This window comes from Gammaproteobacteria bacterium (assembly GCA_030949385.1).
Taxonomy (GTDB): Bacteria; Pseudomonadota; Gammaproteobacteria; order JAUZRS01; family JAUZRS01; genus JAUZRS01.
This window is the reverse complement of the sequence record JAUZSP010000007.1, coordinates 216996-229289: the sequence shown is the minus strand read 5'-3', so window position 1 is coordinate 229289 and position 12294 is coordinate 216996. Positions and strand designations below refer to the sequence as shown.

Sequence of the window (12294 nt, the reverse complement as noted above, 5' to 3'; positions counted from 1 at the left end):
ATCTGCTTGAATCAGAGCGACTCAAGCAGGAGGGTTAGCGATCAATCATCGTGATCGTCGTTACGATCATAATCATCGTCGTTATCACGGCTCAGGCCTTGAGGTTGAACTTCAACCACGGTGACGTTGCCGCTGGCGTCGGTGGCGGTGATCCGCAACACCATGCTGGGTGCTTCGATCTCAAGAATGCCGTCTTCGATCTCCACTTCGGTTTTTTCATCTTCGTATTCAAACTCGATGAGTTGACCTTTGGTAACCGCGATGGCGGTGGCGTGACCGGCGACGATCAGCTCCGCTACCACGGTGGGGTTGGCATCGACAATGTCAGAGACGTTGAAGGAGACAGTGAAACGACCTTCATCGGAATCATGATCATCATCACCCTGACTGACGGGGTTCAGATTGGCGGTCACGGTGGGTGCGGTGGTGTCTACCACGACTACGTTTTGTGTCGCGGTGCTGACGTTGCCATTCACATCGGTGGCGGTCCAAGTGACCACGGTGGTGCCTAAGCCGTAAGTGGCAGGGGCATCGTTAGTGATGTTGAAGCCAAAGATGTCGGTAGCGGTAGCGGTGCCGATGGCGACGGGGGTTTGAGCGCCGGTGGCTTCAATATTGATGGCTGCTGGAGCGATCAGTACTGGGGCGGTTGTATCGACCACCACCACGTTTTGCGTCGCGGTGCTGACATTGCCGTTCACATCCGTTGCGGTCCAAGTGACTACCGTGGTGCCTAAGCTGTAAGTAGCTGGGGCATCACTGGTAACCGTAGCACCAAAGATGTCCGTTGCGGTTGCGGTACCCAGAGCAATGAGGCTGGAGATGGCACTGGCTTCAGAAGTGATCGCTGAAGGAACGGTGAGAACCGGCGCAGTGGTGTCCGTTACGGTGATGGTTTGAGTCGCAGTACTTGTGAGACCGTTGCCATCAGTGGCGGTGTAGGTCACCACCGTATCGCCGAGAGGGAAGGTTGCTGGCGCATCGTTGGTAACCGTAGCACCAAAGATGTCCGTTGCGGTGGCAGTACCCAGCGCAATGAGACTTTCTACTGCACTGGCTTCAGAAGTAATCGCTGAAGGAACGGTGAGAACCGGCGCAGTGGTGTCCGTCACGGTGATGGTTTGAGTCGCAGTACTTGTGAGACCGTTGCCATCAGTGGCGGTGTAGGTCACCACCGTATCACCCAATGGGAAAGTCATCGGAGCGTCGTTGGTTACTGTTACAGCAAAGATGTCTGTTGCAGAAGCGCTGCCGATGGCGACGGTGCTTAAGACCGCGTTGGCTTCAACACTGACATTGGCTGGAACGGTGAGAACCGGCGCGGTGGTGTCTTGAACCGTTACCAGCATGGTATCGGTTGCTGTGAGGCTGACACAATCCGTGGCGGTAACGGTAACCGTGGTACCTGCGAGCGGGTAGAAGGCGGGGGTGGGAGCCGCACTCAGTGATGGCGAACCACAACCGACATCATCGGAGGTGGTTTGATCCAAGACACTAAAGGCAGCACCGGCCGCGTCGGTGGATTCCAGAGTGACATCAGCACCGGCATTGACGGTGGGTGGTGTGGTGTCTTGAACGGTGATGGAAACGGTGTCGGTTGTGCTGTCGGTACCGTCATCGACGGTCAGAGTCACAACTGTTGTGCCCAGAGGCAAAGAGACTGAATTGCTGACGCCCGTAGCTGAACCGCCTGCCCACGACCATGCATAGGTTAAGGTGTCGCCATCGGCATCAGATGAAGCAGAACCATCTAAGGTCACATTGGCGCTGGAGCTGCCGGTGCTTTCTAGGGTTTGATTGGCACCCGCATGGGCAACCGGTGCTTGATTGTTTACGCCTCCGGTATAAGTGAAGGAGTGATGCGAGCCTGCTTCTATCGATGTGGATGATAGACCACCGATCTGCACAGGGCGGTATTGGTTTGAGCGGTTGCCATGACCCAATTGACCAGCGCTACCATAGCCCCAACTCCAGACCGTGCCGTCTGTTTTCACGGCCAGAGAGTGGTAACCCCCTGCGGAGAGTGAAGCAACGTTATTTAGGCCATCGATCTGCACAGGGCGGTATTGGGTTGCACTGTTGCCATGACCCAATTGACCATAGAGACTATAGCCCCAACTCCAGACCGTGCCGTCTGTTTTCACGGCCAGAGAGTGGAAAGTCCCTGCGGAGAGTGAAGCAACGTTATTTAGGCCACCGATCTGCACAGGGCGGTATTGGTTTGCCCTGTTGCCATGACCCAATTGACCAGAGTCATTATAGCCCCAACTCCAGACCGTGCCGTCTGTTTTCACGGCCAGAGAGTGGAAAGTCCCTGCGGAGAGTGAAGCAACGTTATTTAGGCCACCGATCTGCACAGGGCGGTATTGGTTTGAGCGGTTGTCATGACCCAATTGACCAGCGGTACCATTGCCCCAACTCCAGACCGTGCCGTCTGCCCTGAGGGCTAGTGTATGTGTGTATCCAGCAGAAATTTGACTGTATTCCAGTCCCCCTACAATAGTAACGGGGCTATTACGTTGAGTGGTTGTACCGTCGCCCAGTTCTCCGTGCCAGTTGGCTCCCCAAACAGTGGGAGCGGCTTGAGCTGTGGAGAGTGCAGAAAGCAGACCTAAAAATAGAAAGGCCAGCAGCTGAATGAGTTTAAAAGAGTTGAAGGATTTCATTTTACTGTGCCTCACTGATAACGGGAGTGTGATTGACAGTGCCATTAGCATCGATATCAGAGGCATCAAGCATCAGCAGGGGAAGATCAGGAGCCGGTAGGGTGAGGCTCCAGTTTACAGAAACGCTGCTTCCTGCCGCCATGCTACCCAAGGAGAGTGAGTTGGCTTTCGAATGAAATGGATTCCATAGAGGTCAGTGAGAGGGCGCTGAGAGGGGTTGCTCCTGTATTGCTTACCGTAAGAGCCAATGTGACGTCAAAGCCGTTTGTTCCCTGCTGTTGTGACAGCACTTGGTGACTTGCAGTGAGTGAGGCCGCTTGCAGGGACGATGTGGTCACTGAGATGGCTGCAAAGGCCACCATTAGAGGGATTATTTTTAGTATCATTTGATATTCCTTGAGAAAATTTTATTTTTTACCGGTTGGATATGAGAACTGATTCACAGAATTTTATAGAAAAAAGAACTTTAAAACCTCATCCTAAAGTATGAATTTTTGAACTTTTTTGCGTAATTAAAATGAAAAAAGGGCGTATTGAGGCGAATATTGGAAGTTTTATGGGTTTGTTGGAGATTTTGTTTTGAGTGGAGGAGCGTAGGGGCAGAAAATTTTCTGCCCTAGGGTTTAGTTTGGATGGCTTTAAAAGCCCAACCCCATCGTTCTAACATGAGCAATGCAGCTGCTGCGATTGGGTACCCCAACAGTGCGATAAATGGCGCTGGCATGGGATTTAATCGTATGTTCACTGACGTTCATTACCGAGGCCACTTGCTGATTGGTGTGGCCTTTCACGATCAATTTTAGTACTGACAACTGTTTTTTGGTGATGCCTAGGTGCTGGAGGGTTTTTTGATCCTCTTCTGTACCTGAGCATTTTTTCAGTTGTTTGATCGACTTTTTGATCGGCTCTGATAAATAGCGTTCGCCTTCTAAAATCCGTTTTAGGATTTCGACCAACGTTCTGCAACCGCCGGTTTTGGAGATAAAAGCCGCTGCGCCTTGATCCCAGACCTTACGAATGATCTCGATGTTATCCGTCGCCGAGAGAATGACGACGGGGGTTTCAATATGACGTGCCTGCAAGGCTTGCAACAGGCTTAGGCCGTCCATTTTGGGCATGTTCATATCAATGAGCAGCAGATCGAAACGGCTGCCTTGATCAATGGAGTTGAGGAACACCTCGGGGTCGTAAAAGCTGGATACTTCACTGCCTTCTAAAAGGCAGTGAAAGGTGAGGCTCAATGAGTCGCTGAACATTTCATGGTCATCTACTACACCAATTTTCATAGCTGTTTTCCTTTTCAATTCCTGTGATGAGAAGCAAGCTCATCAAATATCAAAAAGAATCCATTCTTTAATTCCTGACAACGGACAGTTCCAGTCCGCTGTGTTATCTCCCTATCCGTTTATCCTCTGCTCCGTGCAACTCATACGACTCGAATTACCTTTGGTCGCTTTATTTGAATGGGATGATCGTAGTCTATTGACTTAGGTATAAAAATAACATAGGAAATTAATTACTTTTTTATCTATAAGGAAAATAAGTTAGAAATAGTTGGTGCAGTTGTTTTGGGGGGGATTGAGGGGGATGTGCTCTTGCTTGGTTTTATCGGCGCACTGCCCTTTGGTTAGTGCGCCCTACGCCGTCTTGATCTGTAGGGCGGTGGGATTCTTTTGGTTTCTTACCCACTGAGTAACATCAACTACTTACGTAAAAAGAGTCTGCTTAGTTTGGGAGCAAGATTTGATATTAATCCACTTTTGGATGACTCATGCGCTAGCTTGTTCATCTTGGATGAGAACTGTGAGAACAGGCTGTTGCTGCTCAAGGGTGTTTTGAGGGCGTGATGCAGTACTTTGGTCGAGGCGAAGCGATTATCGGCTTTGCCTTCGAGCATTTTTTCCACAATCTCAGCCAACTGTTCGTTGATGTCGCTGTTGATCTCACACAAGGGCGTGATGCGACCAGAGAGTGGGGTGTTGCTCAGCAGTTCGTAGAGAATAACCCCAAGGGCGTATTGATCGGCGCGGCTGTCGATCTCCAGCATTTGAGAGCCGTCGCCGCTGCCCAACTGCTCGGGAGCCATGTAACGTACGGAACCGGCGACGGTGCGGGTCTGAATCGCTTGTTCGTGAGAGAAGGTGCGGGCGATGCCAAAATCCATCAGTTTGATTTCGCCGTTGTCACAGACCCAGATGTTTTCTGGTTTGATGTCGCGGTGAATGATTTTTTTGTGGGCGTATTGAAGAGCGCTGCTCATGGCAATGGCGAGCTGATGGATTTCAGCTTGTGGCATGGCCTCATTGGCGCGTTGATGACGACGCATACGGTGGCGTAGGTTTTCACCTTTGAGCAGCTCCATGCTCATAAAGATCAGTTCGCCGTCTTTTTGCACGTCGTAAACGTTGACGATGTTTTGGTGGCTGAGTTGGCTGGAAAGGCGCGCTTCATTGAAAAAACGTTCGTAAGCGTCTTTGTCCAGATCGGGCAGCAGTACTTTGATGGCCACCTCTTGGCGACGGATGTTGTCGTAGGCTTGATAAACCTCGCCCATGCCGCCTTTGTCGATAAAGGCTTGGATGGTGTAGCGTCCATTGATCAGGGTCTGGTTTAATTCCAGTACGTGTTCGGCTTTGTGTTTGGCACTGACCGTACTGCGCTTGCCCAGCAAGGTTTTGTCCATGTTCAGATCAAGCGGGGCGCTCTGGGTCTGTTCTTTGCGCTTGTGTTGATGTTTTGAGAGCGACGTTTTGCGTGCGTCTTGTGCCAGTTGCTGTTCAAGTTCGCCTTGTTGTGGTGCCATCAAGGTGGGGTTGTGGTCTTCATCGTCCATTGGGAGATGAGCCTCATCATTGGGCGTGGCTTTTTGGATGCGAGAATGATTTAACTCAAGGTCAATGGCGGAGGTGTCTGCCAAGGTTAAATTGGGAGCGGAAGTGCGACGTAGGGTGACGCCCGTTGGAGGGATCATCACCGTTTCAGCGCTTTCGATGGCAAATTCATCATCGTCGTGTTTTTGGTTGGCGGCATTGCGCAACAGAGTGACGGCACTGTCTAGGTGCTGCATGGTATCGAGACTTTCTAAGCGTTCTTGCGCCGAGTCGGATTGGTCAATGGTGAAATTGCACTCATCCCACATCAATTGATAGGCCATTTCGGCAGTTTGTAGGCTGGCTTCAGAATCCAGACCTAGAACGGTTAATGCTTGTTCTCTTTCCACGCGTCGCTCTTCCTATTACGTTGTTATGAATAATATTCCCTATTCCGTTGGGACTTTCCTCCATGTAGCGATATTCTCCTGATCGCATCTGACAAAAGTCCAATAATTCGTTATGAACGGTGATATTCTCACACAAAATTAAGCGTGTTGTAAGGCTTTTGGATTGTGTTAGGGGCGCATTCTGACCTGCGCCCCTAAGGGCTAATCTTCGGATGGCTCTAAATAGTTGGGATCTTGGGGGTTGAGGAAGATAAAGTGGAATTTGCTGGGTTCCAGCTCAACGTAATCAATGGTGGTGCCTTCTAAGAGGGCAAAACTGGTGACGTTCACCACCACGGAAATCTCCTCTGTGACGGTGGTTTGATCGCCTTCGTGCTCGTCGTCATCAAAACCCATGGCGTATTGAAATTCGCCGGTGGCACTTTTGCTCACCGCCAGACGCAGGGGCATGTTTTCCATTTCGCCTTGTTTGGCGGCGATGCGAATTTGAACGGCAGCAGCGGGGGTTACGGTAATCATAAGGTTGGTCTCATTAGGTTAAGGGGTCTATTCAGGGGTTTGGCAGTGGCGTACAAAGTCGATAAAACGCCCCGTCCACGGGTTTTGTTGGCTGTTACGTTGATGACTGTAGCAGGCCATTAGGTTTTTGTAGATCAGGCCGTCGTGTTGGCCGTCGATGCCGACGCCGCGTTTCACCTGGTAGGCAAATTTAAACGCTGGATTATGCTCCAAACCGGACAGCGCCGAGTAGTGAAACTCATGAGCGGCGATTTCTGCGCTGCCCGCGCGTGGCCAGAGGCTGTCGCTGTTCTCTTGCAGACGAACGTAACCGCGTCCTTGTGGGCGAGGGTGCATTTCGGTTTCAGCGGGGATGATGCCGACCATTTCACAGCGTTGACCTTGCCAATGAATCGCGTTTGAAAGGTACATCAGACCGCCGCATTCGGCGTAACAGGGCAGACCGTTTTCAATTGCTTGATGGATCTCAAGACGCAACTGAGTGTTGGCTTCCAACGCCTTCATCTGGGTTTCAGGGAAACCGCCGCCGATAAAGAGGCCGTCAATCTTAGGCAGCTGAGTATCCTTAAGCGTGTTGATGCTGATCAACTCGGCTCCAGCGTCTTGCAAGGCGTGCAGGTCACTGGGGTAATAAAAACCAAAGGCGGCATCTTGAGCGATGCCGATGCGCACCTTTTTCTGTGTGTTGAGAGGGAGGGGCGCTGGAACGGCGGGGGTGGGCAATTGCGCTTGTTGGGCAATTTCCAGCAGCTGATCCAGATTGACCTGCTTGGCAATGGCGCTGCCGATGGCGCTGATTTTTTCTGTTGCCAGATGATCTTCGTTGCTTGGCATCAGCCCTAAATGGCGCTCTTCCAGATCGAGAGCAGGGTCACGTTGCACCGCACCCAAAACCGTAACGTCGGTGTAGTGCTCCATAATTCGGCGCAGCTTGCCTTCGTGACGGCTGCCACCCACTTGGTTGAGGATCACGCCAGCGATGTTGACCTCGGGATCAAATTGCTGATAACCCAAGATTAACGGCGCAATGCCTCGGGTCATGCCACGCGCGTCGAGCACCAGAATCACCGGTGCGTGCAAAAATTTGGCCAGCGCGGCGTTGCTGTTGCTGCCTTCCAGATCAAGGCCGTCGTAGAGACCTTTATTGCCTTCGATCAGGCAGAGGTCCGATTGATGATGATATTGAGCAACGGTTTGTAAGATCTCGCTGTGTTTTGAGGTGTAAAAGTCCAAGGTATGGCAGGGATGTTCAGCAGCACGACTGAGCCACATGGGGTCGATGTAATCAGGGCCTTTTTTAAAGGGATGAACTTCTAAACCTCGGCTTTTAAAGGCGGCACAGAGACCGATGCTGATGGTGGTTTTGCCCGAAGATTTATGGGCAGCTGACAGTAGAATATGAGCCATGAAGGTAACTTTGGCAGTTTAAAAATAGAAAAACCCCAAACGCTGGGCAGCGCTTGGGGAGTTGAACGGTGTGGCTTATGTGCTTTTGGAGGCCGTGTGCGGATCGGCGACTTCATCGCTGAGGTCTTCAGGCAAAAAGGCCAGAATTTTGACCGCTGCGGTGACGATCACCAGAGCCATGGCAAAACCGCCCACGCCAAGCATCACTTCCCAAGTGCTGGGAGCGTAGCTGGCGGTGACACCGTCCCCAAAGCTGCTGCTCACTTCCATGCCATGAAACATCGTCATTGGAAAGGCTTGGCCACCGATGATGATGGTGTACATCTGTGCCAGACCACCCAAGATGATCAGCACCGAGGCAAAACCGAGCATGACGCGGTTTTTACCGGTGACGGGGTGGTAGAGCAGCGCCAATGGCACCAAGCTGCCGAGCAGAATTTGACCGATCCAGAACAGGTTGCTGTAAATGCCGCCGCCGTTTTCACCCAACAACAAGAACGCTTCATAACCGTGGTGTTCGGTGGCGTAGAGGTTGGTCAGGTGGTAGGCCAAGACAAAATAGAGCACACCGGCAACAAACACACCCAACAGGTTTTTCAGACGCTTTACCGTGGCATCACCCAGAGGGCGTTCAGACCATTTGTACGAGGCCATCAGAACCAGCAGAAAGATGGCCAAACCAAAGGAGAAGGACATGACAACAAACATCGGCGCCATAATGGCCGCATCGTAGCCTTGACGTGCCACCAAAAAACCAAAGATGGAGCCGGTACCGGTGGTGAGCAGCAGCCGCCAGATAAAGGCGGCCATACCAACGGTGCGGCTGTATTTGTTAAAACGCCCTTCCATCATCATCCAGATGTAAATCGCTACGATGGCGAACAGGCCGTTGTAGAGGATGATGTTCCAAGCAAAAATCGACTTGAAGTTGTAGGTGGTCATGGCAACGATGAGGCGATCTGGGCGACCCAAATCCAAAACCAAGACCATCAAACCACCGGCCAACAAGGCGATGGAGAGCAGCCCTGAGAGGCGCGCCAGCGGTTTGTAGGCGGTTTTGGCAAACACCGAAGAGATCGAGGCGATGTTGAGCGCGCCAGAGGCGGCGACGATCAAAAAGACCGCAAACACATGGGGCATACCCCAGACGATCTGGTTGTTCATGCCGGTGATCCAGTGACCTTCGCTCTCCATGTGGTGAGCGGCTCCCAGACCGGCCAGAACGAACAGGCCAAGAACCCCAAACAGGGCAAAGTAGCCGCGACTGCGGCCTTCAATGGTACGATAGGCTATTTTCATAACAGCTTTCCCAAACAATAACGGTTAAATACCTTGGTAACGCACACCAGGGTTGAGTCCAAGATCTGCACGGATGCGGGTGCCGCCTTCTTTTTCCAGACGCTTGGAAATGTCGCTGTCGGGATTGTTCAGATCACCAAACAAAATGGCGTCGTGGGTGCAGGCTTCTGCGCAGGCAGTAATGGCTTGATCGCCATCTTTGTCCACCCGATGAACACACATCGTGCAGGATTCAACGGTACCGATGCCGCGAGGCACGTCGGGTTTCTGTTCGGTCAGATGTTCATGCACAAAAGAACGTGCTTTATATGGGCAGGCCATCATGCAGTAACGGCAGCCGATGCAGGTGTGTTTGTCCACCAAAACGATGCCGTCTTCACGTTTGAAAGAGGCACCCGTTGGGCAGACGTCTACACAAGGAGCGCTTTCACAGTGCTGACACATCATCGGCAAGTGGGTCACGTGTTGGGTGCTGGTATCACGCACTTTGACGGTACGAATCCACTGTGCGTCTGTGGCGGGGCCGTGAATTTCTTTTAGGCCATGCTCTTCATTACAGCCGGTAACACAATCGTTACAGCCTTCACCGCACTTATTGGCGTCGATTAACAGACCCCAGCGGGTTGTGTTGCTGACCGCTTCAGCCGCCGGTTTGGCTTTCACAACGTTAAGCAGCAAGCCAGGCGCGACGGTTAGGGCGGCAAGAGCACCGGCACCGCCGAGAAAACGGCGACGATAGGCGTTAATGTGCTGATCGCTCATGGTTTGGCACCTTTGGCGGCAGAGGGAGATGCAGGGCGGTCGGCGTGACAATCAAAACAGTCGATTTTAACCGCCGCGTAGCTGTGGCAGCTGTCGCAGAAATGTTGTTCGCTGTTATTGGTGTGAACGCTGGGATAATCACCCGCTTTGTTGGCTTGAACGTGGCAGTTAATGCACTCTTTCAGGCTGTGTTGTTTGGTACGAATGCCTTGGCGCACGGTTTTATCACGTTGATGGAGCAGATACTCCATGTGATTTTTGCGCATGTCAGCGGTGGGTTCAACGCACTGTTCACCTTTGCCTTGCGGCACAACGGGAGCCGAAACTCCCGCAGATGCCAACAGGGAGGCTGCCATAAGCAGCCCCCCTAGCAGAGTGGACAGCAACGTTATGCCTCGGTAAGAACCGGCCATAATGATGCTCCGTTGTTGTTGATTAACCCAAAGCCATGTCGATGTAGCCGGTGGGGCAGACATCGGAACAGATGTGGCAACCAACACAACGAGAGTAGTCGGTGTCCACATAACGGCCGGTGGTTTTTTCGGATTTCTTGACGCGGAAGATGGCATCTTGAGGGCAGAAAATGACGCAGTTATCACACTCAAAACACATACCGCAGCTCATGCAGCGTTTGGCTTCTTCAACCGCCTGATCGTCGCTGAGGGCAATCAGTCGTTCTTCAAAGTGACCCAAAACTTCTTCAGAGCTGGGAACCACTTCATCACGATGGATGCGAGGCGTGTGACCAAAATGACCCAAGAAGAGTTTGTCAGAAGAGATGATCTCTTGATTGGAGCGATCTTCGTAGTTGTGGATGGCAAATTTTGCATCATCGGTACCACGCAGATCACCGTCACTGTCGTCAAAGGATTCTGGTGCTAAATCGGTCTCTTGCAATTTGCTGAGCAGGTTGAAGTGATGCACATCCACTTTTGGACGTTTGCTCTGCTCTTCTTGATTGAGGTAGTGAATGATGCTGTCAACGGCGATGGACGCTTGGCCGATGGCGGTGGTCAACAGATGAGGACGGACGATGTCACCACAGACGAAGTGACCGGCTTTACCAGGTACTTGGTAAAATTTGTCGGCGTCAATCAGACCGCGACCGTTGTTCATCTCTTCCAGGTCGGTGAGATCACCGCCTTGGCCGATGGCGGAGACGATCAGATCGGCTTCGATGTCGTATTCAGAACCTTCAACTGGGGTCGGACGACCGGCGCTGTCCACGGTGCATTTGGCAACGCGCAGAGCGGTGGCACGACCTTCGGCGTTTTTAACCAACGCAATGGGCATCACACCTTCAAGGATGGTAACCCCTTCGGTCAGTGCGTCGGTGACTTCGTGTTCGGCAGCGGTCATGTTCTCTTTCGGGAACAAGGAGGTCAATGTGACCTGTGCGCCTTCACGAGCCGCAGCGTAGGCTGAATCGTGGGCGACGTAACCGCCGATCACATGCTCGGGTTTTTCATGTTCAGGCAAGTTGGTGATTTTACCCAGACGACGTGCCACAGAGACCACATCAATGGAGGTATCACCACCACCAACGCAGACCACTTTGTCCGCTGCAACGTGCAGCTTGCCGGTGTTAAACGCTTCTAAGAACGCCACGCCGGAGACGCAGTTAGGAGTGCCTTCCCAGCCGTCCACAAACAAGCCACGACCGGATTTACAACCCAAGGCCCATAAAACAGAAGCGTATTCTTTTTCCAAGTCAGCCACGGCCACGTCACGACCGACGCGGGTGTTGGCGCGGAATTCGATTTCGCCCATGTTTAAAATACGTTTGCACTCGTGATCAAGTACTTCACGAGGGGTACGGTATCCTGGGATGCCGTAACGCATCATGCCGCCAAGTTGCTCATGATCATCAAAAATCACACTGCCGTAGCCTTTGCGACGCAGTTGGTAAGCGGCAGCCATGCCCGCAGGGCCGCCACCGATGATGGCGATGCGAGTGCCGTTGAAGGCGGGTACGTCAAAGGTGTAGCCGTTTTTGAACGCTTCATCACCGATGAAATGCTCAACGGAGTTGATGCCGACAAACTCTTCGACGTTGTTGCGGTTACAGCCGTCTTCACACGGTGCTGGGCAAACACGACCCATCATGGCGGGGAAGGGGTTGGCGTCGGTGGAACGACGGAAAGCGTATTCCGACATTTCCATGCCTTCGGGAGGCAGTTCGATACCACGAACGATGTCCAACCAGCCACGAATGTCCTCACCAGAGGGGCAGCTGCCTTGGCAAGGAGGCGTACGATGCACGTAAGTCGGGCATTTGTACGATGTGTCCTCGTTTAAAATTATGTCGCCTGCGGAGCGGTATTCACTATCACCGTCCTCAAAACGTCGAAAAGTCAGTTTTTGGTTCATATCGTCTTTAGAAGTGGCCATGCCCGTCCTCCTGTGAGGTCTGTTTAATCT

General features: G+C 52.2%; 10 protein-coding genes. All 10 read right to left on the bottom strand.

Annotated elements, in window-relative coordinates:
* Window positions 1–41: 41 nt before the first annotated feature.
* Window positions 42–2666 (bottom strand): HYR domain-containing protein, encoded by a 2625-nt coding sequence (locus Q9O24_10600; GenBank protein MDQ7075575.1) that lies wholly within the window; start codon window positions 2664–2666, stop codon window positions 42–44.
* 143 nt (window positions 2667–2809) lie between these two features.
* The gene (locus tag Q9O24_10595; protein MDQ7075574.1) at window positions 2810–3052 is read right to left on the bottom strand and encodes a hypothetical protein; all 243 of its coding nucleotides are present in this window, start codon (window positions 3050–3052) and stop codon (window positions 2810–2812) included.
* Between the two features lie 252 nt (window positions 3053–3304).
* Window positions 3305–3952 (bottom strand): response regulator transcription factor, encoded by a 648-nt coding sequence (locus Q9O24_10590; GenBank protein ID MDQ7075573.1) that lies wholly within the window; start codon window positions 3950–3952, stop codon window positions 3305–3307.
* Between the two features lie 416 nt (window positions 3953–4368).
* A complete protein-coding gene (locus Q9O24_10585) occupies window positions 4369–5886 on the bottom strand; it encodes a serine/threonine-protein kinase (GenBank protein MDQ7075572.1) in 1518 nt (505 codons plus the stop codon).
* Window positions 5887–6087: 201 nt separating this feature from the next.
* Window positions 6088–6405 (bottom strand): iron-sulfur cluster assembly accessory protein, encoded by a 318-nt coding sequence (locus tag Q9O24_10580; GenBank protein ID MDQ7075571.1) that lies wholly within the window; start codon window positions 6403–6405, stop codon window positions 6088–6090.
* A gap of 27 nt (window positions 6406–6432) precedes the next feature.
* A complete protein-coding gene (locus tag Q9O24_10575) occupies window positions 6433–7812 on the bottom strand; it encodes a cobyrinate a,c-diamide synthase (protein MDQ7075570.1) in 1380 nt (459 codons plus the stop codon).
* 75 nt (window positions 7813–7887) lie between these two features.
* Window positions 7888–9111, bottom strand: coding sequence for an NrfD/PsrC family molybdoenzyme membrane anchor subunit (gene nrfD / locus Q9O24_10570; protein ID MDQ7075569.1), 1224 nt, complete (start codon window positions 9109–9111; stop codon window positions 7888–7890).
* Window positions 9112–9135: 24 nt separating this feature from the next.
* Complete coding sequence (locus Q9O24_10565; GenBank protein ID MDQ7075568.1) at window positions 9136–9873, bottom strand: 4Fe-4S dicluster domain-containing protein; 738 nt, start codon at window positions 9871–9873, stop codon at window positions 9136–9138.
* Complete coding sequence (locus Q9O24_10560; GenBank protein ID MDQ7075567.1) at window positions 9870–10286, bottom strand: Hdr-like menaquinol oxidoreductase cytochrome c subunit; 417 nt, start codon at window positions 10284–10286, stop codon at window positions 9870–9872. Before Q9O24_10560 ends, Q9O24_10565 begins: the two co-directional genes overlap by 4 nt.
* Before the next feature lie 22 nt (window positions 10287–10308).
* Complete coding sequence (locus tag Q9O24_10555) at window positions 10309–12264, bottom strand: NAD(P)-binding protein (GenBank protein ID MDQ7075566.1); 1956 nt, start codon at window positions 12262–12264, stop codon at window positions 10309–10311.
* Window positions 12265–12294 lie beyond the last annotated feature (30 nt).